A 21,081-nucleotide genomic window follows, 5' to 3' on the forward strand; every position below is an offset into this window, starting at 1 on the left:
GCACCGGTGACACGGAGCAGGGCTGAAACATGCCGCCCCCACCCGTCCAGCGGGTCTCAGGCGAGGTCTCAGGCGAGGCGGATCTCAGGCGAGGCCGAGCTCGTCCAGCGCGAAGGCGTAGCGGTACGGGACACCCGCCGTCTCGCTGATCTTCTCGGCGGCACCGGTGGCCCGGTCCACGATGGTGGCGACCGCGACCACCTCGGCCCCGGCCTCGCGCACCGCCTCCACCGCGGTCAGCGGGGAGCCGCCGGTGGTGGAGGTGTCCTCGACCACCAGCACCCGGCGGCCCTTGATGTCCGGTCCCTCGACCCGGCGCTGCATCCCATGGGCCTTGGCCGCCTTGCGGACCACGAAGGCGTCCAGGGCGCGGCCGCGCGCCGCGGAGGCGTGCAGCATGGCGGTGGCCACCGGGTCGGCGCCCAGGGTGAGGCCGCCGACCGCGTCGAACTCCAGGTCGTCGGTCAGATCGAGCATGACCTGACCCACGAGCGGCGAGGCCTGGCCGTCCAGGGTGATGCGGCGCAGGTCGACGTAGTAGTCGGCCTCCAGGCCCGAGGAGAGGGTCACCTTGCCGTGCACCACGGCCTTGTCCTTGATCTGCTGGAGCAGATCGGCTCGTACGTCAGTCATGGCTCCGAGCTTAGGCGGCCTGACTAGACAAGCCGTCGCCAGGCGAAGGTGGCGGCCAGCTCCAGCGGCTCGATGGGGGTGACCAGGCGGGGCGCGGTGTTGAGCCCGTTAGGCGGGCCGGACTGCGGCTCGACGCAGATCGCGGCCTCCTGCTCGTCGTACACCACCACCCACTCGGCGCGGCTGGTCACCGTCAGCTCCAGCCGACCGGGCCAGGTGAGGGTCGCAGCCACGCCGTCGGGCATGCCGAAGCAGTCGTCCCAGGGGCCCGGGCGGGGGTCGATCCGGTGGCCGGTGGGGATGTGGTCGGCGCCGCGCTCCTCCTGCCAGGCGGGGGCGAAGTCCAGCACCGCCTCCTCGCCGCCGTCGAGGGTGCGGCGGAACCAGGGGTGCCAGCCGACCTGGGCCGGGAAGGAGTCGGCGTAGGTCTCCACGCCCAGCCGGAGCGTCAGCGCGTCCTCGGTGAGCTCGAAGGTCTGGGTCACCCGGCCCGAGTACGGCCAGGGCTCGGCCAGGTCGTAGACGAAGGACGCCTCGGTGGCGTCGGCCCGCGCGGTGCGCCAGGCGGTGTCCCGGCCGGTGCCGTGGATGGCGTGCGGCGGGGCGTTGAGCGGCATCCGGTGCTCGGTCGCCCCATCGCGGAAGACGCCCTCGGCGATCCGCCCGCACCACGGCACCATCGGGAAGCAGCCGTACCGCTCGCCCTGGCGGAGGAGTTCGGTGCCGCCCACCCGCAGGCTGCTGATCCGGCAGCCGTTCCCCGGATCCACCGTCACCTCGGCGTCCCCCGCACCGAGCCTGACGTGCTGTCCGCTGCTGCTACTGCTGCTGTTCGTCACACTGCCCGACCCTACTGGGGGCGGCGCCGACGGGCGCCCGGGCCGAGGAGGGGCTACCTCCGGCGGCGCAACGCGCGCCCGATCACCACGGCCGAGGCGACGGCGGCCGCCGCGGCGGGCACCAGCCAGCGCAGGGTGGCCGTGGCGGTGGCGGCCTCCGGGCCGGGCGTGGGGGCGTACCGTCCGCGCGGTGGGGCGTGGTCCACCTCCTCCGCGCTGCGGCCGATCATCGTCCGGCGGGCGTGGGCCGCCTCCACGGGCTGGTCCGGAGCCAGCGGGTCACTCAGCCCGCCGTCCAGCTCATCCCCCACCTCATCCCCCACCTCATCGCCGATCGAGTCGCCGCCCGGAATCCCAGCCCCGGAAAGCCCCTCGGGCGCGGCCTCCTCTTCGTCGAACTCCGCGTCCGCCCCCGGGTCCAGCGAGGGCGGCGGCACCGGCGCGTCGAACACCGAGCCCGAATCGGCGCCGGACCGGGAATCGTCCGCCTCCGTCGCGACCTCGGTGAGCGACTCGGCGAAACGGTCCAGCAGGCGATGCGCGGCGGAGACGGCGGTGTCGTCGGGAAGCTCCGCGAGCCGACCGTCCGCGGTGGTGGTGCCGGTGAAGTGCAGCGTCGTCCCGCCTTCGACCGGGGCCAGCCGCACGGTGAGTGCCAGCGTGGCCGTACCGGTGCCGCGGACCTCCTCGCCCTCACCCTCGACGGTGTAGGAGCCGTCCTCCCCGGCCGCCACCCGCAGCGCGCCCCGGTAGGTAATCGAGTGCCCCCCGGCCCGCACCTTGAGGCGGCCGGACAGCGGGCTCGCCGACGCGTCCGCGTCCTGCTGAAGCCCCGGGACGCAGGGTGCCAGGCGGGCGGGATCCCCCAGCACGGCTCGAAGGGTCTCTTCGGCAACCGGAACGAACACCTCATGCTCCATGGATCCCGAGCCTACCCACGACCGGCGCACACGTCTGCCTGTGTCCGGCCATGTCCGTACGAGGTGTCCGGCCTCACCGCCTCTACTCCGCGTACCGCGGGTGGACCAGGGTCGAAGGGCGGATGTCGGTGGCGGGCGGCCCTTCGACCGGGTCCGTTCCGGGGCCGTCCACCGACCGCAGCGGGGCCGAGCCACCGCGGGCGGCCAGCACGAACCCCCAGTCGCCCGGGGTGCCCCGGGCCACCCGGCCGTGCGCCGAGGGGTGCCCCGGGTGGTACGGGAAGGGCGGCGGCGGGGCGGCCGAGGCCCGGTAGAGCCGGGTGGCGAAGCCGGCCGCGCGCAAGGTGGCGTCCACCGTCCAGAAGGCGCGGGGCCGCGCGCCCGGCGCCCCGGCGTGCACCACCAGCCGGCCGCTGCCGGCCAGCGAGCGGGCGGCCAGCCCGTAGAACTCCTGCGAGTACAGCTTGGCCCCGGCGGTCGACTCCGGGTCGGGCAGATCGGAGACGACCACGTCGAACCGCGGGGTGGCGAGCGCGGCGGCGGCCCGGCGCAGCCAGACGAACGCGTCGGCGTGCACCACCCGCACCCGGGGGTCCGCGTACGCCCGGTGGTTCAGCCGGGTCAGCGAGGGGTCGGTACGGGCCACCCGCACCACGCCCGGGTCCAGCTCCACCACCGTCACCGCCGCCACGTCCCGATACCCCAGCACCTCGCGCAGGGCGAGCCCGTCACCGCCGCCGAGCACCAGCACCCGGGCGTGCGGACCGCGCATCGCCGGATGTACCAGGGCCCGGTGGTAGCGCCGCTCGTCCTGGCCGCGCACCCGCAGCCGGCCGTCCAGGAAGAGGTCCGGCGGCTCACCCGGCGGGCCCGCCAGCACCACCTCCTGGACGCCGGTGTGCACCGCGACCCGCACCGCGTCCCCGTAGACCGCGCGGCGCGCCGCCCGCTCGAAGTCCGCCACCAGCAGGGCGGTGGTGGCCAGCACCAGCAGCACCGTGCCGTTCACCGCCAGCAGCAGCCACTTCTGCCGGGCCGTCAGATCCCGCCCGAACAGCCAGAACACCAGCACGGCGCCGGCCACCGCGTTGACCGCGCCGGTGGCCAGCGCGCTGGTGAGCTGCCCCAGCCAGGGCAGCAGCAGAAAGGGGAAGGCGAGCCCGCCGACCAGCGCGCCCACATAGTCGGCGGCGAACAGGTCCGCCACCGCGCCCCCGGCGTCCTGCTCGGCCTTGGCGGCCGAGGCGGCCCCGGCGTCCGGGCCGCGCCGGCGCGAGACCCGCTGGATGAGCGTCATCAGCAGCGGCACCTCGGCGCCGATCAGCACCCCGATGGCCAGCGAGAACACCACCAGCGGGATCCGGGAGGCGCCGACCCAGGCGAAGGCCGCGTACAGCACCAGTGCCGAGCAGCCGCCGACCAGCGCGAGAGCGGCCTCCACCAGGCCGAAGCCCACCGCCGCCCGGCACACCAGGCGCTTGGCGAGCAGCGAGCCGAGCCCCATCGCGAAGACCATCACCGAGAGCACGACCGAGGCGTGGGTGACCGAGTCGCCCGCCAGATACGAGGAGAGGGCGACCAGCTCCAGCTCGTACACCAGCCCGCAGGCGGCGCAGACGAAGACCGCCGCGAGCACCAGCAGCCGGGCCGAACGGGGCCGCGCGCCCGGCTCCGGCGCCCCGGCCGGCCCCTCCAGAGCCCGCGGCGGATCCGCCGCCCCCTTACCCGGGGCACTCGTCGCGCCCGTCCCGGATGGCCCGCGCTTCGGTACGTTCTGCGTTGCCCCCTGTGGTGCGTCGATCACACAAGCAACGCTACGTCACGTTTGTGTTGCTCTTTGTCACCCACAAGGGTCTATCTCGCGCCCGTGTGCATACGTACGGCCACGCTGGTTCTGGTCGCGACGAGCTGCCCCTCCTGGGGGTAGGCGTGCCAGGTGCGCCAGCGGACCTGGCCCTCGTGACGGTGCGCCAGCATCGCGGTGAAGGCGTGCGGGGAGCCGGGGAACGTCCCGGCCAGCCCGTTGGGATGGTCGGCCACCAGGGCCAGCAGCTCCTGGGCGCGGCCCGCGAAGGAGCCGGGGCCCAGCGTCTCGACGCGGGCGGCGAACTCGTACTCGTACTCCCCCAGCCGCTTCGACACCCCCAGCGGCAGCGGGGTGCTGCTCCCGGGAATGCAGGCGACCGTCTCGGAGCAGCGGCCGCCCGCCTCCTCCAGCAGCACCTGGTGCGAGGCACCGAGGAGTCGCAGCTGGAGCCGGGCATCGGCGAGTTCGAGGTCGAGTACGGCAAGGGCGGGCAGCGGCTCCTGCCCGAGCGCCCAGGCCAGGTCCGCGGCGCGGGTATCGGTATAGGAAGTGTTCAGCGTCGTGAGCATGGGTCGGCTCCGCACACACGGTGAGACGGGGATGGGCCGGGGGTTCCCGGCAGAAGCAATGGGGCTCGGGCGTCGGGCGTCACCGCTCCGGGCACGGCCGGGAGCGGTCCCGGCCGCCCAGAGGCCGGAATGGTGTCGACAGCGAGCGAATCACGAACCGCGCGCGGACTCACAGCGTTTTTACCCCACTTGACGCGGTTTCCACCCACCGGGGGACCCGCCGGTTCAGGTGTTCACCGTTGAACCACCGGCGCGCCGGGAACCGGACCCGGCCGACCGACCCGCCGACAGGAAGGCAAACGGCAGGACGCCCGGCCGGAGTTGTCCGACCGGGCGCCCCGGCGATTTTGCGCGGGCGGCCTTCTTCAGTTGCCGCCACCACCGCATCCGCCACCGCCACCGCAGGAGCTGCCCCCGCCGCAGGAGTGTCCGCCCGAACCGCAGCTTGAGCCGCCGTCACCCCCGGCCCACCAGCCGCCGCCCGAGGAGCCGCGCCGACGGCGCTTCCTCGACTTGGACGTCGAGACGCTGCCGACCCTGCTCACCGCGATCAGGAACCCGGTCACCGCGATCACACCGGCCATGATGACGACGATCCCCATCACTCTCACCCCCGTCTGTCCGTCCCCCGTGTGGTCTGTGTCCGGGGGATGCCCCTCCGGCCACCCACGCCAATCGCGAATTGAGCGAATCCAGAGCTTTCGCCCGGGCAGCTCAACTGCACCCGCCGCCGCCCCCGCCGCACGAGGAGCACGACGACGAGGACGAGCAGGACGACGAAGAGGAGTCGGACGAAGACGACGACGAATGCCCCTCCGATCCGCCCCCCGAGTCCCCGTCCCCTCCCTGCGCCGGGCCGTCCGACGACCCCGCGTCCAGCACCAGCAGCGCCCTGGCACTCGACACATCCGACCCCGTACCGCCGACCCCGGCCCCCGACCGCTTACCGGTCGACCGCTTACCGGTGTGGACGCGCGGCCGGCTCTCCGCCACCCACCAGCTGTCCTCGCCCGAGGAGCCCTCCGGCCCGCGCAGCACCGCCACCACCACACCCACCACGATCGCCACCGCGATCCCCGCAAGAACCCAGGTCAGCACAGTCCCATCCCCCGTCTCTCCGCCCCCCGCGCCCGGTCGGCGCGGGTAGTGGCATGACGGTCGTCCCCGCGCCACGCGCCGCGCAAGCACACTTGAGGAAGTCCAGAGCTTCGCCGCAGGATGGCGCCCATGACACCAGCCCCGCAGCCGTCGCCGTCCCGATCGCCCCGACCGCCGCTCAACCGCAGCCTCGCCGAGTTCGGCACCACGATCTTCGCGGAGATGTCCGCCCTCGCCGTCACCACCGGCGCGGTCAACCTCGGGCAGGGCTTTCCGGACACCGACGGGCCCGAGGAGGTCCGGGAGGCGGCCGTACGGGCCATCCGGGACGGCCGGGGCAACCAGTACCCGCCCGGTCCCGGCGTCCCGGAGCTGCGCGCCGCGATCGCCGACCACCAGCGGCGCTTCCACGGGCTGTCCTGGGACCCGGACACCGAGGTGCTGGTCACCACGGGGGCGACCGAGGCGATCGCGGCGGCGCTGCTGGGGCTGCTGGAGCCGGGGGACGAGGTGGTGGCGCTGGAGCCGTACTACGACTCGTACGCGGCCTGTATCGCGATGGCCGGCGGCCGCAGGGTCCCGGTGACCCTGCGGCCGCACACCGGCCCGGACGGCGACCGGTTCGTGCTCGACCTGGACGAGCTGCGGGCCGCCGTCACCGACCGCACCCGTCTCCTCCTGCTCAACACCCCCCACAACCCCACCGGCACCGTGCTCACCCGGGCGGAGCTGACCGCGATCGCCGAGCTGGCCGTGGAGCGCGATCTGCTGGTGGTCACCGACGAGGTGTACGAGCACCTGGTGTTCGACCCCGCCGGGCATCTGCCGATCGCCGCCTTGCCCGGGATGCGTGAGCGCACCGTCTCGATCTCCTCGGCCGGCAAGACGTTCTCCTTCACCGGCTGGAAGATCGGCTGGGTGACCGCCGTTCCCGCCCTGCTCTCGGCGGTGCGGGCGGCCAAGCAGTACCTCACCTTCGTCTCCGGCGGGCCGTTCCAGTACGCGGTGGCCGAGGCGCTGCGGCTGCCGGACGCCTACTTCACGGAGCTGCGGGCCGATCTGCTGGCCAAGCGCGACCTGCTGGCCGACGGGCTGGCGAAGGCCGGGTTCGGGGTGTTCCGGCCGCAGGGCACCTACTTCGTCACCACCGACGTCCGCCCGCTGGGCGAGAGCGACGGGGTGGCCTTCTGCCGGGCGCTGCCCGAGCGCTGCGGGGTGGTGGCCATCCCCAACGCGGTCTTCTACGACCACCGGGACGCCGGCGCCCCCTTCGTCCGCTTCGCCTTCTGCAAGCGGACGGAAGTGCTCCAGGACGCGGTGAAGCGGCTCGCCAAGCTCTGAGCGACGGGTTCACCCGGCCGGAGCCATCGGGGTCGCGGGCCGGGCCGGGGGGCCCTGCCCTCAGCAATCCGGCTTCCGCTGCCAGACGGCGCCGCACCGCTCTAGACTTGCACAGCTATGAGCGAGCAGTCTGCCGTACCCGAAAGCTGGACTCCGCCGAAGGGGTCCTGGGCCTCCTCCGCTGCGAACAGGCGCAGCATGCTGGGCAACCGGAACCGGGACACTTCTCCGGAGAGGGCCTTGCGCTCTCTGGTGCACGCAGCCGGATTGCGCTACCGGGTCGCGGCCAAGCCGCTTCCAGGGATGCGGCGCACAGCGGACATGGTGTTCCGCCCCACCCGTGTCGCGGTATTCATCGACGGCTGCTTCTGGCACGGCTGCCCCGAGCACTTCGTGCCGCCGAAGACGAACCCCGGCTACTGGCGCGACAAGATCGGACGCAATGTGCAGCGCGACAGGGACACGGATGCGCGATTGGCTGAAGCCGGTTGGCTTGTACTCCGGTTCTGGGAGCACGACCCCGCGGAGGCGTGCTCCCAAGCAGTGTGCGAGGCCGTGGGAGCACGGCGGCAAGAGGCGGCAGCCGCCCGCGTAGCCGCGCAGGAAGGGAAGCTGCAGGGCCGACAGTCGGCCTCCGCCGAGGCCTGCCGATGCGGCAGCCCGCAGACAAGGTGCGCGTCTGCTCGCATACCCTGAGTGCCCTGCGGCAGCAGCAGTCGGACGGCGTCGCGAGACGGGCTGCTGGCGCCATGCAAGCGGACGCGGGCCGGTGGCCATGGCGGAGCCGCGTCGCGTCGGAGGGGTGGGGGGCAGAACCGTGCCAGTTGAACGTACGAATCGTGATGTCAGGACTCTCATCAGCCAGATCGCTGCTGGCGAGATCAAGCTTCCAGAGATCCAGCGCGGCTACGTCTGGAAGGCCTCGCAAGTCGCACGGCTTATCGAATCCCTATACCGCGGCTACCCCGCCGGGCCACTGCTGTTCTGGAAGACAGGGCATGCTGCCGAGACCCGGGAAGCGGCGCTCGGTGCGCCGCAGGCCCTGGCGCGTGTGATCCCCCTCTACCTTCTCGACGGGCAGCAGCGGCTCACATCCCTGTTCCGGGTGCTCACCGACCATGTCGAAGCCCAGGTCGTGTTCAACATCGAGACCGAGGCCTTTCAGAACCAGAGTGCGGCTACCCGCCGCAACAGGAAATGGGTCAAGGTCCACGACATCGTGGGGCCTGACGCCGACGTCTTCACTGTCCACGGCGAGCTCAAGGCCGCCGGTCTGGACATCTCTGATGCTGAGGTCGGCCGCCGCCTCAACGCACTGCAGAAGATCACCCAGCGCGACTTCCATATGGAGGTCCTGCACGACTTCGAGTACGAAGAGGTCGCTGAGATCTTCGTCCGGGTGAACAGCGGTGGCCGGGCGCTGAAGACCACGGACCTCGCGCTGGCCACCCTCTCCGCCCGGGCGCCCGGATTCCTGGGGCAGTTGGAAGCGGAATCGGCCCGATGGGCCGAGCGCGGATACGGCGCTCTGGACGTCAACTTCCTTATCAAGGCTCTGACCCTGAGCTTGGCCATTTCAGGCAAGCGGATCTCCTCAGTAGCCAAACTGACCTCGGCAAGCGCGGAGTCCGTGGGAGAGGGCTGGGCGAAGGTCCAGCGGGGCCTGTCGAAGGTCGTTCCCCTGCTCCAGGAGGAGCTGCTGATCCCGACGACCTCGCTTATCCCTTCCCTCGCCGCGCTCCACCCGCTGGTCGTCTACTACGGCCGCCAGCCAGTCGGCGCGCCGGCGTCCGAGGCTGTGGACCGGGGGCTGCTGTACTGGTTCATGGCTGCCACCGCCCGTAACCGGTACGGAGGGGCGACCGACACTGCTCTCACCCAGGACATCAAGGTACTGGACTCGGAGGATCCGGTCGGGGGTCTGCTGTCGAACCTGGGGATCAGGGAGAGCGGTATGTCGGTCCAGGCCGCCGACTTGGCTGGCCGGAGCCACCAGAGCCCCTACCTGATGTTCAGCTACCTTGCCGCTGCCCATGCCGGAGCACTGGACTGGTGGGATGGCGAACCCGTCTCGGCGTCGGTCGACGGTTCAGGAAGGCCGCAGTACAGCCTCGTGCATCCGGCTGCAACGCTGCGCAGGCACCGCGGCAAGTACACATCAGCAGAGATCAATGAGCTGGCGAATCTCGTCTTCGTCTCCCAGGAGACAGCGAAGAACGTGATCGGCAACCGCTCGCCGGCTGCCTACACCCACGGCGTCGCTGCCAGCGACCTCGCAGCCCACGCCATCCCCGACGACCCTGCGCTGCTAGTCCCGGACGGCTACCGGAGCTTCCTCGGAGAGCGCAGGGACCTGCTGGCTGGACGCATCACAGCGCTCCTCGAACGCTTCAAGCCGGACCTGCTCCGCGGCGGACTGCCAGCCGACGGGCAGGACAGCCGGTCGCTGGAGTTCAAGGGCTACGCAGGGAGCGGCCGATCGGTGCTTGTGGCTGACGCTGTGCTGCGAGGCCAGCGGTGGATCAGCTGGATCAGCCGCAGTGAGCTCGAAGCAGCCCTGGACGCAGCATCCACCGGCCTTGCCAGCGACGTCCCGGTGGGCGGTGAGCCGACCGCCATGTGGATCGATGACGAGGATGTCGTCAGCTTCGCCATCGGCCCCTTCACCGTCAGAGGCCCCCTGGCCCAGTGGCGGGCATCAGTCAAGGAGGCCTTCGACGATGCGCAGGATCTGAAGGAGTGCCCCGCGCCCACGGACGAGGAATGGCTGCCGGAGACTGAGGAGTTCCTGCTCACCGAGGCAAGGGCCCGGGTCTGACAGGGTGTCGCCCGGCAGCCGGGGCTGCTGGTACCGGAGCGCAGGCTAGGTCGGCCAACCGGCGGCACCGTTGAGCAGCGGGCTGCACCCTTCATGGAGGACCGGGCTGAGGCGGGGGATTCCGGGGACGATGGCATCGGGGGGCACGTCCAAGCGGCAAGCCTCCCACCGCCCCTGCCGTGCCCGGTCAGCTGGCACCTGACTGGCTACCCACTCCCTAAGGACCGTGCAGACCGCTTCGGGCTGCAGATCCGCCGTAAGGCGCAGCGCGACGAGCTCCCAGCACGGGTCGTGCCGCATGGTCTCGTACTCATTGCGGGAGAGGTAGACCGTCAGGCGCCTGCGGCGGGTGGTGGTCTTCACTTCGAGGCGGCTCGGGTATCGGGAGGAGCAGACGGCGATGTCGTAGCCGAAGCCGTCGGACCAAGCTGCGACGTGTTCCACCCGGGCGTCCGTTGAGGCTGCGAGGAGCCCGACGAGAGCCTGTTCGCCTGCGGCTCCGATCCGCTCGCGCTCGCGAGCGTCCACTCTGCCCCATACCGCTCGGAGGTGCGAGAAAGCCTCTGCTTCGTCTAGGCCGAGTGACGACGCGGCACGGAGGACGTCGTCAGGCAGTTCGTCCGGGCTGCGGACCAGCATGTCCGCGTCCGGTAGCCAAGGCGCCCCGCTATGGGCGATCGCAGCATCGAAAACGCGCCGGGGCACCGCGACGCTGCTGCGCCCCTCATTTAGGAGCCCAGTGGATTGCAGCCACGCGTACGCGGCGTCGTACTGGGTCGGTGTGATGTCGCTGAAGTCGTGGTGTGTTGCGAAGAGGGCGCAAAGCCGCGCGGCTCCGCTGGTCGGCAGTCGTTCCAGCCAGCGGACGGCCGCGCGCAGGACCGGATCAGGCGGCACGGGCACGGATGTGGCCCAGCAGCGCTTGGAGGTCCCTCTGGTCCAGTCCTCCGCCGATAGTCGGCTCCTCCTCAAGATCGCCTAGCTGCTGGACGGCTGGGTCGTCGAGGATTCCTCCCAAGAAGCGGAGTTTGTCGCTGAGCCTCTGGGCGACCACCTCGTCGATGGTGCCTTCAGAGGCGAGCACGGTGATGCGGGTCTCCGTTTCCGGTGGAAGGCCGAGGCGGTGGATCCGATCGAGGCTCTGCAGGAAGCGGCCAGCGGCGAAGTCCCGGTCGATGTAGACAGCGTCGTGGCAGTGGTGGTGCAGGCTGATGCCTTCTCCGAGCGTGGCCGGATTCGACAGCAGCACCATGCAGTCGGGGTCGTTTCGGAACCGGTCGATCTCAGCAGCCCGGTCCTCCGTCCCGCCGTGGACCATTGCGGGGGAGAGATGGCCGAGAATGCGCTCCAGCGTGTTGAGACTCCGGATGAAGGTCGACCACACGATGGTCTTGCGGCCTTTTCGAGCGTTCTCACCCGCGATGGCGAGGACCTCCCGGTATTTCGGCGACAGCTCATAGCTAGGCAGGTCCCGCATGAGCTCGAACAGGGGTGTGCCTTGCGGTACTTGCAGGGGCGGCACTCGGTAGGAGAGCGGCTCGTAGCGAGTTGTGCCCACCGCGAGGAGGGCAGGGCTGGTCGCCGCCATCAGCATGTAGACGATAATTTTCCCAAGGGCGAGGAAGTCGCTCTCCGAGCCGGCGGCACGAGCGGAGAACCTCCCCGCAAGCGCCTCGTAGACCTCCTGGTGAAGCGGCGGCATGGGCACGGGAACCAAGGTGGTAGTCACCGGCGGAAGGCCCAGTTCGTCTTTGGTGGTCCGGGCGAACAGCGGGCGAAGGGCCTGGCTGGCCCTGGCAAGGTCTCCTCCCCCTACTGCCTGAGTGACCTTCTGCCTCCCGTGGCCGGGCCAGACGAAGCCGAACAGGTTCTCCAGGTCCCGGACGCCGTTGGGGGCGGGTGTGCCAGTCAGGATGAGCCGGTGGCGGCTGCGCGGGCCGAGGGCGAGGCAGGCGGCACCATAAGCGCCGTCAGCTCCGAGCTTCATCCGGTGCGCCTCGTCCAGCAGCAGCATCGACGGGCGGTCGGCGAGCCACTGCCCTAGCTCGTTCACTGAGCCGGCGAGGCGCTCGTAATTGACGACGAACGCGTCGGCAGCTGGATCGGCCGCGCGGGAGAACACCTTCATGCGGAGAGGTTCCGCCAGGCATGCCTCGTTCTCGTAATGCCAGGACTCGTAGCAGGATTTCGGGCCCACGATGAGGAGCCGCTCGATGCCCTTGGTGCGCCGCAAGGCATGGAATACGGCCAGGCCCACCCGTGTCTTCCCCGCCCCCGGTACTGAGAAGTTGGCGCCGTGGCGCAGTGATAGGAGCTTCGCGATGTCCCGCAGCTGGAAGGAGGTGAGATCGCCGGTCCATTCGGAACCGAGCAGGCCCCCGTGCAGCGAGGCGTCGGCAGCGGGATCCTCTGCCGACTCCAGGCGTTTGGCCACCGCCTCGGCATCTTGTGCGGAGTCAGCCGCGAGCCGGGCCAGCTGAGGGTCCCAGACCACGCCGCGGGGCTGGGGCCACGTCCGGAGCAGGGCCAGGTTCACCAGGAGGTCGTCGATCTCCACCTCCATCGTCCCTGGCGAACGCTGGACAGCACTACGGAAACGCAGTGCGAGACGGCGCAGGTCGGGCTCCAGTCCTTCCCCCGCCTGCAGCCGCGCTCGGCTGACACCCTCCCCGAACGTGATGCGGAGACTGGCTTCCGCAGTGGGCGGCATCACTTCTCCCGCGCAGCATCGAGCAGCCAGGCCACCCCGTCCCCCGGAGAGCTGAATGTGCGCCGGGCCTGCTTCGCTAGTTGCGCGAGACTGGTGCGGAGGGTCAGCAGCGCATCGTCGAAGGCGTCTTCGTCCAGGGCGTGCTTTGCCTTGGCATCGGCGAACTCCCTGGCGCACTGGTTCACATAGTCTGCGGCATCAGTGAGGCGCTCTGGGACGGCGATCTGGCGCTTTCTGAGCTCGGCGTTCGCACCAGCGAGCTTCACCGCAATATCGAAAGTCTTGCGCGCGGTCTTGACCATCTTGTCAGCCTCAGCGACCCCGGGCTCTCCGAGCTTCCTGGTCACCGAGACCGCCTTCGCACGCAGAAGCGAATCGGTCAGTGCGCGTGCGGTCTTCACAGCAGCCGAATCGTCTTCTACCACGACACCGGGCAGGCCGGGGATCTCCACGGCGGCGGGCTCATCGACGGCTGGCCGCAGCTCGTCAGGCAGCCTCTTGTCCAGGTAGCGGGAGTAGAAGTCGGACTCCGCCAGACGCACAGTGGTCTTCGGGTAGTTCAGCACGACCATGGCCAGCCGCGACTCCTTGAGCTGCTCGGCCGCATCCGGATCAGTCTTGGCGAGCTTGGTGAAGTCGCGCTGCAGCTCCCTCAGCTTCTCCTGGTGGTCTTCGAAGTCCACCAGGCGCAGGGCAGCTCCATCTTCGGTGGTGCTGCGGTCGAGCGCGTCGCTGATCAGCTGGTAGACCCAGCGGTCCTGGTGGAGGGTCGTGGTCTTGATGTTGAAGTCGCGCGCGACATCCTCCTCCCGGCGGCCGCTGGACAACTCGTCTTCAATGGCGATGAGCCGGTTGATGTACGAGTACTCGCGGCGCTTGTCCCGGCGGAGCTGCAGCGCGAGCTCGACGCTGTTGATGTCGCGGCGGGAGGTGTCCTCCGGCAGCACACCGACCCGGATGTTCTTGACCCCGAGCTCCCGCAGGGCGGCGCAGCGCGTGTTCCCGTCGACGAGGATGCCTAGCGGGCTGATGATTCCTGGCTCTTTCTGGCCGAAATCATCTAGTTCGTCTTGGAGTGCGATGTAGTCCGGATCGGTCTGGTTCGGGTTCGACGGGCTGCGGCGCAGCAAATCGGACAGGTAGTTCTGAGCGGCCTCGCCCCAAGGGTCCTCTTCCAGGACCCGGTTGCGCTCCGGGTCCAGCCCCCTCTGGGCGCGGATGCGGTGGGTGTCCGGGTTGAAGTAGAGCATGTCGACCGGCATGGAGATCACATGCAGGTGCCTCTGCTCGCCTCGCCACTCGACCGTGATCTTGGCGCCCTGCTCGGTCATGGCTGCTTTGAGGCGGTCCTCCACCAGGGAGCGGATCTCCTTGCCCAGAGGCGGGTCGCCGAAGTTCGCAGCCATAGCCAGAGCCTCCTGAAAGCTCAGATGATCTTGTGGTTCTCCCCAATGTGCATCATGTCAGGAACCACTGACAGCGCACTCTGCGATCAGGAACAATCGACTCTCCAGCAGCAGAGAACGGAGAACGCAGTGCCCCTCCCCGCGTGGAACGACCCCGAGATCAAGGCCGGGACCATGGTCCGCGGAGCACTGTGGCTGGTGCAGGTCGTCGGCGAAGGCAACACGTACACCAAGGACCGGCTCCGCGATGCCTTCCCGGGTGTCTCCCAGGTCGACCGCCGCATCCGGGACCTGCGGGACTACGGATGGGTGCTGCGGACGAACTCCGAAGACGCGACCCTAGCGGCCGAGGACCAGCGTTTCGTCCAGGCAGGGGTCCCGGTCTGGGACCCGGTCGCCCGCCGGGCAGCGGCACCCCAGAAGGCCGTATCCAAGAGGGAGCGGGATGCCGCTCTGGCCCGTGACAACTACATGTGCACAGCCTGCGGTATCTCGGGCGGCGAAGAGTACGTCGACGATTCCAACCAGACGGCTGTGCTGTCCGCCACCCGCCGCGAGACGGTCCTGCCAGACGGCCGGGAGGAAGTCCTGCTGGTAACCGAGTGCAAGCGGTGCCGAGCAGGCAGTGGAGGGCAGCCTGCCCGGGCAGACCAGATGATCGCTGACATCAACGACCTGGACCCCGGTGACCGGCGCCGCCTCCTGCGCTGGATCGAACGGGGCAGGCGCGGCTCCACCCCTCTGGACAGGGCATGGAACACCTACCGGCGCCTCCCTTCCGAAGCACGCGATGAGGCCCGGGCAGCGCTTGGAGACGGACGTGGAGAGCCGCGCCGCTGAGGCGGCTGGGATCCAGGCATGTCAGTGAGGCGCCGTAGACTTCAAGCCCTACTGTGCTCGCCGCTCTGAGCAGCTGCCGCCGAAGGCGGTGGTGCGCGCTGCAGCAGTGCCTGCATACCAGTCGGATGCCACTGAGAAACTGTGCGGCCGCTCCGTGCGGCCCTTGCGTCGGCCCTGCCCGCGCGTCTGGAAGGAGATCGGGATGTCAGCGTCGGAGGGCGCCAAGCCGCTCGAGGTTGTCGAGATCTGCGCCGGCGCGGGAGGCCAGACGCTCGGATTGGAACGGGCCGGATTCCGCCACCGCCTTGCCGTTGAGCTGGACCAGCATGCTGCCGCGACCCTGAAGCACAACCTGGTGAAGTTCCTGGGCTATACCGCCGACGAGGCGGAGCAGACCGTGAAGATCGGCGATGTAGCAGATCCTGAGGTGTGGAAGCCGGAGGAGCATCCGGGAGTAGATCTGCTGGCCGGAGGCGTCCCGTGCCCTCCTTTCAGTATCGCCGGCAAGCAGCGGGGCGCTACCGACGAGCGTGATCTCTTCGCTTGGGCAGTAGAGCTCTGCGGGAGGATGGAGCCGAAAGCACTCCTCCTGGAGAACGTCAAGGGGCTCAGCGCCAACCGCTTCGCCGGCTATCGGCAGCACGTCCTCGACAAGCTGCGGGAACACGACTACGTCGGCGAGTGGAAGCTTCTGCAGGCAAGCGACTTCGGCGTCTCGCAGCTCCGCCCTCGATTCGTACTCGTCGCGCTCAAACTCAGGTACGCCAAGCACTTCCACTGGCCGCAGCCCGAGAAGGAAGGGCCTCCGACGGTCGGGCAGCTGCTGAGGCCCCTCATGGGCAGCAATGGCTGGGAGAAGGAGCAGGTCGAAGCGTGGGTCCGCAAGGCCAATGCCATCGCGCCCACGATCGTCGGCGGCTCTAAGAGGCACGGAGGCGCTGACCTGGGCCCCACGCGTGCCAAGCGGGCTTGGGCGGAACTGGGTGTGGACGCAATGGGCGTACGGGACACTCCGCCCGAGAGGGGATGGCGGCCAGCGGAGGACGTGCCCGGTCCCAAGCTGACCACTGCCATGGTCGCGCGCATCCAAGGATGGGACGGCATCCAGTCGGATGGAGTCGGCGCGTCCGAGAAAGCCGGGGAATTCAGCTGGGAGTTCCCTGGCCGCAAGACTGCTGTCTACCGCCAGATCGGCAATGCTTTCCCACCTCCTGTAGCGAGGGCTCTAGGCGTCTCGATCAAGAATGCGCTTCTCCAGGTCGGCGAGGCCCACGAAGTTGTGGAGACGACCGATGCCGTACTGGACCCTGTATACAGGCAACTGCGCGGGGAGGTCCGGGCTCTCACAGTCGAGCAGATCATCGGCAGACTGGCAGAAGGGGGCATGCAGATGGACCAGCCGGACGTCGAACGCCACCTGAACCATCTCAGCCATGACTTCGAGCTGATTACTGAGGTGCGGTCCAACGGAGCTGCGGCGTACCGCATCGGTGAGTTCAAAGCGTTTACTGGCCAAGAGGGCCACCAGCGGCACAACCAGTTCGCACAGAACCGCGCAAAGATCAGCTGAGCCGCGGCCCGCGGGTCTACGCCTGCCGCAGGAACGCAGAGGGCGGCCCCCTTCGCTGAGGGCCGCCCTCCCGATACCGGCCGCGCTACGGGAGTCGCGCGATCATCGCCGCCTTCTCCTCCGTAGAGAGCGACTTAGACTTGCTGATGGTCTTGACTACCAGCTCCCGGACCCTCGAACGGTCGATACCAAGCGACCCAAGAGTGTAGTGCTGATGCCCATTCACCTTGCTCGGGCTGATGTCCAACCCGAGCTCCCTCAATTCCCTGATGCGGCGCTCGGTATGGACGTCGTCTGCGTTGACGGCACGGAGGCGGGCGCTGTCGACGGGCGACCCCATGTCATGGTGCAGGAGCGCGAAGAGCTCCTCGTTGGCCCTGGTTCCATAGGGAACGGCCAGGTACTGCTCCGGAACCTGACCGGAGAACCGGGAGTGCAATTGCTCTTTTATACGCGCCCGCAATTCGTGGAATGCTTCGCGTGAGGCACGTGGCAGCTGTGACCGGAGAAGTGACTGCATAGACTCCGCGAGGGCGCGCTTCGCGAAAAGGTAAGCGTCAAGGATCGCTGCTGGCGACTCTGCTGAGTCCTCCAGGGCTGAGCCGAGCGCCCTGACCGAGAACTCTGAGTCGGGCTTCAGCCGCAGCCACTTCTCGAAATCCTCGCGGTTATCGCTCACCGCAATCCGCCTTTCTCCCCTGTCCCGGACAAGCACGTACTGAGTACGAGACGCTATCGCATGGTCGAGGCCCTATGTGCGCTCAGCCGTTGCCCACGCTCCGGGCGGTAGGAAGCGGTCAACCGCGGGCGCGCCAATCCTCCTCCGCCTGCTGCGCTGCAAGCCGGCTGAGGACAGCCCGATCCGCTTGCGGAGTGGTCTCCAGCAGATCCATGAACCACGGGGCGATCCACGACGACTCCCGACGCAGCCACTCGCCGGGCGGGAGCGCGGTCCCAGGCTGCCAGTCCCGTGACGGCGCCTTGCTGCCCCTCACCGCGGCAGCGATCTCGACGGCGGGCTCCGACTGCTCCGGATCCCGCCTCGCGAGCTGGACCGTCACACCGATGAGCCACCACTGGAACATCCGGTGGGCTGGCGACGCCGACTCTGCCGCAGCACGAAGAGCCGCGGACGCAAGCCCTACCGACTTGTACGCCGCGAGAGTCAGACCTTCCGGCGGGGCGACGCGGAGCGCCGCACTTTCGTCCACGAGCGGCAGGGGGTCTGGCAGCTGGACCTCAAGCTCATCGGACACCCGCTCGATCTCTGCATAGGTGTCTTCGGCGAGTTCTGCGTTCAGGAACTCCCCCACTCCGCTGAAGAAGTTGAGCGGCGTCTCGATTCTCAGATCAGCACCAGTCCTCCGCTTCAGTTCATCAAAAAGGCTCGGCCACGGGCGGGAGGTACTTGTCCGCGATTCCGGCTCGTACCAGTCCTCCTTGGTGTCGTTCGACACGAAAAGGACCCGGCACCCTTCCTTCGAAAGACCGCTGACATGCTCGATGAGCTCTTCCCAGAGAAGGTAGTCGCCAGCCGACCTGAGCGGAGTCCCCTTCCCGGTATCGGAGAAACCGGGAGGAATCTCATTCGGGAACCTGAACGCAGTTGCTTCTTCGAGGCGCCTGCGGAGAGTCGCGTCATCCGGCTGCGTCCCGATTCCCTCACCGTAGATTTCGGCAATGCGAGGAAGAATCGGGTCCTCCGCGTCGGGCGAGTTAAGGGCCAACCCGTGGTCCGCCTTCAGCATGTCAAGGTGACGTTTGAACTCCTCCCGATACAAACCGAGATGCTCATCGACCGCCGTGTCGGCAGCGAATTCCGCGAGGGCGGCTATCTCCTTGTGGGCCTGACCGTACTTGTCCAGCTGAAAACAGACAATATTCTTGGCTTCGGCAATTGCCCTGCGTGCCGCCATCAGCTTCTTGTTCACATCTGAGGCGGCATCTGCCAGTGCCCGCTTCCGGGACTCCAGCGTGCTGCGGCGGCCGCGGACGAACTCCAAGCCGACCTGGTACGGCATCCACAGCCGTCCCGCTGCCTGCCCTAGCGCTGACAACACCGCTTCTCGGGACGTCTCCGTGTACTCGTACAGGCTGAGGAGCACATTCGTGTCGAGCACGATGAGCCCGTTCTGGAAGAACTCGATCCGCTCCGCATCCTCCACCGAAGGCTGCGGCTGCAACCAAGCCGCGAACTGCCTGAGCAGTAGGGGGTCGCTCATCTCCGCCTCCGGCTCCCTGCACGCACTGGAGTTGCCATCCTGTCATAGGCCTTCGGCAACAAAGGGCCTTACCCGGAGCCGATCGCAGCGACTGCTGATCGAGGAGCCAGTGGGAGGCGGCGCGGCACCTTCTCCGGGAGGCGGAGTCAGCCGGCGTCGGTGCCGTGCGGAAACGGCTCGCGAGGCCAGCGGGCCGGGTCGGCGGGGAGGCCGACGTTCCGTACACCCAGCGGGACAGCCCTCGGCCCGGAAGCGGCGCTCTGCGCGACCCGTTTCACCCGGCCGGAGCCATCGGGGTCGCGGGCCGGGCCGGGGGTGCCGAAGGTCGGGGGGAGTGTCCGCGCGCGTGGGGTGCCCGGGTTGTCGGAATCCCGATTCTTGCGCGTCGGCGGAGTGTCTTCGTGCGTGGAGGTGTCCCCTGTCCGCCCAGACTGTCGACCAGGTGCCACCGGCTCCCGTACGCCCGCTGCCGCCGTGGCGGGCCGCGCTGGGGCGGGCGGCGCCGGCGCTGGGGCTGTTCGCGGCGGCCCGGCTGACCGGGATGGCGGTGCTGGCGCTGTGGTGCCTGCATATCGGGCGTTCGCCGCGGGCGGTGCTCGCGAAGTCCTGGGACTCCGGGTGGTACACCCGGATCGCCGCCGAGGGCTATGGGCGGACGCTGTACTGGCCGGACGGGGTGGTCCAGTCCGACCTGGCGTTCTTCCCGCTCTACCCGGCGCTGGTGCGCGGGGTGACGGCGGTGCTGCCGGTGGCCGGCGGCACGGCCGGGCTGCTGGTGTCCTGGCTGGCGGCCGGGGCGGCGGCCTGGGGTGTGTACGCGGTGGGCGAGCGGCTGTGGGGCGCGGGCACCGCGCGGGTGCTGGTGCTGCTCTGGGGGCTGCTGCCGCACTCGGTGGTGCTGACCATGGCGTACACCGAGCCGCTGCTGACCGCGTTCGCGGCCTGGGCGCTGTACGCGGTGCTGGCCCGGCACTGGCTGTGGGCGGGGATGCTGGCGGCGCTGGCGGGGGCGGCCCGGCCGAACGGGGTCGCGGTGGCGGCGGCGGTGGGCGCGGCGGGCGCCTTCGAGGCGTACCGCCGGCTGCGGGAGCGGCGGGCACCGGGCTGGCGGCCGTGTGCGGCGGTGCTGCTCGCCCCGGCGGGCTGGCTGGGGTACGTGCTGTGGGTGGGCGCCCGCACCGGTGACCTGCTGGGCGGGTACTTCCGCGTCCAGGCCGGCTGGACCTCGCGCTTCGACTTCGGGCGGGGCACGGTCCGGTTCGCCCGTACCGTCGCCACCCGGCCGATGGACCTGGGCTTCACCGTGTCGCTGCTGCTCACCGGGGTGGCGGTGGTGCTGCTGGCGCTGCTGGCGCTGGAGCGGCCGCCGCTGCCGGTGCTGGTCTACACCGCCGTACTAGTGGTGATCGCGGTGGGCGGGGCGGGCTTCTTCGAGTCCAAGCCGCGCTTCCTGCTGCCGGCCTTCCCGCTGCTGGCGCCGCTCGCCCTCGCGCTACGACGAGCCCGGCCGAGGGCCGCGACCGTGGTGGTCGCCGCCCTGGCCGGGCTGTCGTTCGGCTACGGGGCCTATCTGCTGACCCTCGCCACGATGGCGCTCTGAGCCACCGCGTTTCTTCGGAAGGTCTCAGACCTCGTCCGGCGTGGGCTCGCCGCCCTCGCCGTCCAGGCCGAGCTGCTCCAGCAGCCACTTGTCGAACTCGATCGACGCGCGCACCCAGCTGACGGTGGACTGCACGAAGTGCTCCAGGCTGACGCCGGTGCCGATCAGCATCTGCGCCTCGCCGATGAGCCGCACGGTCGCGCCGCCCTGCTCGTCCTCGTGCAGGTGGGTGTAGACCTTCGGCCAGAGGGTGCGGCGGTTCCAGTCGTCGATCAGCTCCATGATCGGGAGCTTGGCGTCCACCGGGTGCGGGCGGTCGTAGAAGGTCCGCACGGAGAAGACCTGCTGCTCGTCCTCGCCGCGGAACATGAAGTACGTACGGAACTCCTCCCACGGAGCCGCCAGGTCCCCCTCGTCGTCGACGACGTACTTCAGCTCCATCTGGTCCAGGAGCTGCTTGACCAGGTCCTGGTCGGGCACGACGGGGCCCGCCGGGCCGCCGGCCTGCTCGGGCTCGGGCTGCTGGCCACCGAAATTCGGGATCGAGGCCGGGTCGATGCTCACCGTGAAATTCCCTTCGAACGATTGCCGCCATCCTCCCCCATGGCCGCCCGGAGGTGGCAACCCCGAAGCCTGGCGATCCGCCAGAAGCGGACGCGTGGGGTCCGCGGACTCCGGAGCCGGGGAGTCCGGGCCGGGTACCCGAAA

Annotated in this window: 19 protein-coding genes; 7 read left to right on the plus strand and 12 right to left on the minus strand. The window is 69.6% G+C overall.

Features of this window, described 5'->3' with window-relative positions; genetic code table 11:
• Positions 1-84: 84 nt before the first annotated feature.
• The 6 genes from pyrE to ABZ945_RS31385 all read right to left on the minus strand — a co-directional run bounded on the left by pyrE (position 85) and on the right by ABZ945_RS31385 (position 5,370).
• The gene (gene pyrE, locus ABZ945_RS31360) at positions 85-633 is read right to left on the minus strand and encodes an orotate phosphoribosyltransferase (protein ID WP_361276558.1); all 549 of its coding nucleotides are present in this window, start codon (positions 631-633) and stop codon (positions 85-87) included.
• Positions 634-656: 23 nt separating this feature from the next.
• A complete protein-coding gene (locus tag ABZ945_RS31365; protein WP_361276561.1) occupies positions 657-1,472 on the minus strand; it encodes an aldose 1-epimerase in 816 nt (271 codons plus the stop codon).
• Positions 1,473-1,525: 53 nt separating this feature from the next.
• Complete coding sequence (locus ABZ945_RS31370) at positions 1,526-2,392, minus strand: SRPBCC domain-containing protein (RefSeq protein ID WP_361276563.1); 867 nt, start codon at positions 2,390-2,392, stop codon at positions 1,526-1,528.
• 82 nt (positions 2,393-2,474) lie between these two features.
• A complete protein-coding gene (locus ABZ945_RS31375) occupies positions 2,475-4,088 on the minus strand; it encodes a polyamine aminopropyltransferase (protein WP_361276624.1) in 1,614 nt (537 codons plus the stop codon).
• A 158-nt stretch (positions 4,089-4,246) separates the two neighbouring features.
• Positions 4,247-4,768: a DUF2617 family protein gene (locus ABZ945_RS31380; protein ID WP_361276566.1), complete on the minus strand. Its 522-nt coding sequence runs from the start codon at positions 4,766-4,768 to the stop codon at positions 4,247-4,249.
• A 365-nt stretch (positions 4,769-5,133) separates the two neighbouring features.
• Complete coding sequence (locus ABZ945_RS31385) at positions 5,134-5,370, minus strand: hypothetical protein (protein WP_361276569.1); 237 nt, start codon at positions 5,368-5,370, stop codon at positions 5,134-5,136.
• Positions 5,371-5,450: 80 nt separating this feature from the next.
• Between ABZ945_RS31385 and ABZ945_RS31390 the strand changes: the two genes are divergently transcribed.
• The 4 genes from ABZ945_RS31390 (at position 5,451) to ABZ945_RS31405 (ending at position 10,025) form a co-directional block, all read left to right on the plus strand.
• Complete coding sequence (locus ABZ945_RS31390) at positions 5,451-5,915, plus strand: hypothetical protein (RefSeq protein WP_361276572.1); 465 nt, start codon at positions 5,451-5,453, stop codon at positions 5,913-5,915.
• Positions 5,916-5,995: 80 nt separating this feature from the next.
• Complete coding sequence (locus ABZ945_RS31395; RefSeq protein ID WP_361276575.1) at positions 5,996-7,207, plus strand: pyridoxal phosphate-dependent aminotransferase; 1,212 nt, start codon at positions 5,996-5,998, stop codon at positions 7,205-7,207.
• Positions 7,208-7,324: 117 nt separating this feature from the next.
• Complete coding sequence (locus ABZ945_RS31400) at positions 7,325-7,903, plus strand: very short patch repair endonuclease (RefSeq protein WP_361276576.1); 579 nt, start codon at positions 7,325-7,327, stop codon at positions 7,901-7,903.
• A gap of 121 nt (positions 7,904-8,024) precedes the next feature.
• Positions 8,025-10,025, plus strand: coding sequence for a DUF262 domain-containing protein (locus ABZ945_RS31405; protein WP_361276579.1), 2,001 nt, complete (start codon positions 8,025-8,027; stop codon positions 10,023-10,025).
• Between the two features lie 45 nt (positions 10,026-10,070).
• Here the strand turns inward: ABZ945_RS31405 and ABZ945_RS31410 are convergent, their stop codons facing one another.
• From ABZ945_RS31410 to ABZ945_RS31420, 3 genes are all read right to left on the minus strand, one after another.
• Positions 10,071-10,922 carry a DUF3883 domain-containing protein gene (locus ABZ945_RS31410; RefSeq protein WP_361276581.1) on the minus strand — a complete coding sequence of 284 codons (852 nt, stop codon included), beginning with the start codon at positions 10,920-10,922 and terminating at the stop codon, positions 10,071-10,073.
• Positions 10,912-12,588 (minus strand): DEAD/DEAH box helicase, encoded by a 1,677-nt coding sequence (locus ABZ945_RS31415; protein WP_361276584.1) that lies wholly within the window; start codon positions 12,586-12,588, stop codon positions 10,912-10,914. The genes ABZ945_RS31410 and ABZ945_RS31415 overlap by 11 nt, the downstream gene beginning before the upstream one ends.
• Before the next feature lie 146 nt (positions 12,589-12,734).
• Positions 12,735-14,141, minus strand: a complete 1,407-nt coding sequence (locus ABZ945_RS31420) for a transcriptional regulator (protein ID WP_361276586.1) — start codon at positions 14,139-14,141, stop codon at positions 12,735-12,737.
• A gap of 24 nt (positions 14,142-14,165) precedes the next feature.
• On the opposite strand from ABZ945_RS31420, the gene ABZ945_RS31425 reads away from it, so the two are divergent.
• The gene (locus ABZ945_RS31425; protein ID WP_361276588.1) at positions 14,166-14,981 is read left to right on the plus strand and encodes a hypothetical protein; all 816 of its coding nucleotides are present in this window, start codon (positions 14,166-14,168) and stop codon (positions 14,979-14,981) included.
• Between the two features lie 202 nt (positions 14,982-15,183).
• Positions 15,184-16,551: a DNA (cytosine-5-)-methyltransferase gene (gene dcm, locus ABZ945_RS31430; RefSeq protein ID WP_361276591.1), complete on the plus strand. Its 1,368-nt coding sequence runs from the start codon at positions 15,184-15,186 to the stop codon at positions 16,549-16,551.
• A gap of 85 nt (positions 16,552-16,636) precedes the next feature.
• On the opposite strand, the gene ABZ945_RS31435 is transcribed toward dcm, so the two are convergent.
• Positions 16,637-17,230, minus strand: a complete 594-nt coding sequence (locus ABZ945_RS31435; protein ID WP_361276593.1) for a hypothetical protein — start codon at positions 17,228-17,230, stop codon at positions 16,637-16,639.
• Positions 17,231-17,348: 118 nt separating this feature from the next.
• Positions 17,349-18,773: a PIN-like domain-containing protein gene (locus tag ABZ945_RS31440; RefSeq protein ID WP_361276596.1), complete on the minus strand. Its 1,425-nt coding sequence runs from the start codon at positions 18,771-18,773 to the stop codon at positions 17,349-17,351.
• A gap of 466 nt (positions 18,774-19,239) precedes the next feature.
• Here ABZ945_RS31440 and ABZ945_RS31445 point away from each other — a divergent pair, with 466 nt between their 5' ends.
• Complete coding sequence (locus tag ABZ945_RS31445) at positions 19,240-20,373, plus strand: hypothetical protein (protein ID WP_361276627.1); 1,134 nt, start codon at positions 19,240-19,242, stop codon at positions 20,371-20,373.
• Between the two features lie 24 nt (positions 20,374-20,397).
• Here ABZ945_RS31445 and ABZ945_RS31450 read toward each other — a convergent pair whose 3' ends face one another.
• Entirely contained in the window at positions 20,398-20,937 is a 540-nt protein-coding gene (locus ABZ945_RS31450; RefSeq protein ID WP_361276597.1) for a YbjN domain-containing protein, read from the minus strand.
• Between the last annotated feature and the right edge of the window lie 144 nt (positions 20,938-21,081).

This window comes from Streptomyces sp. NPDC046887 (genome assembly GCF_040644755.1).
GTDB lineage: Bacteria > Actinomycetota > Actinomycetes > Streptomycetales > Streptomycetaceae > Streptomyces > Streptomyces lichenis.

Coding starts and splice junctions, on each gene's coding strand:
- pyrE (WP_361276558.1), bottom strand. CDS start 633: ATGACTGACGTACGAGCCGATCTGCTCCAGCAGATCAAGGACAAGGCC.
- ABZ945_RS31370 (WP_361276563.1), bottom strand. CDS start 2,392: ATGGAGCATGAGGTGTTCGTTCCGGTTGCCGAAGAGACCCTTCGAGCC.
- ABZ945_RS31380 (WP_361276566.1), bottom strand. CDS start 4,768: ATGCTCACGACGCTGAACACTTCCTATACCGATACCCGCGCCGCGGAC.
- ABZ945_RS31385 (WP_361276569.1), bottom strand. CDS start 5,370: ATGGGGATCGTCGTCATCATGGCCGGTGTGATCGCGGTGACCGGGTTC.
- ABZ945_RS31395 (WP_361276575.1), top strand. CDS start 5,996: ATGACACCAGCCCCGCAGCCGTCGCCGTCCCGATCGCCCCGACCGCCG.
- ABZ945_RS31400 (WP_361276576.1), top strand. CDS start 7,325: ATGAGCGAGCAGTCTGCCGTACCCGAAAGCTGGACTCCGCCGAAGGGG.
- ABZ945_RS31415 (WP_361276584.1), bottom strand. CDS start 12,588: ATGGAGGTGGAGATCGACGACCTCCTGGTGAACCTGGCCCTGCTCCGG.
- ABZ945_RS31420 (WP_361276586.1), bottom strand. CDS start 14,141: ATGGCTGCGAACTTCGGCGACCCGCCTCTGGGCAAGGAGATCCGCTCC.
- ABZ945_RS31425 (WP_361276588.1), top strand. CDS start 14,166: ATGATCTTGTGGTTCTCCCCAATGTGCATCATGTCAGGAACCACTGAC.
- dcm (WP_361276591.1), top strand. CDS start 15,184: ATGTCAGCGTCGGAGGGCGCCAAGCCGCTCGAGGTTGTCGAGATCTGC.
- ABZ945_RS31440 (WP_361276596.1), bottom strand. CDS start 18,773: ATGAGCGACCCCCTACTGCTCAGGCAGTTCGCGGCTTGGTTGCAGCCG.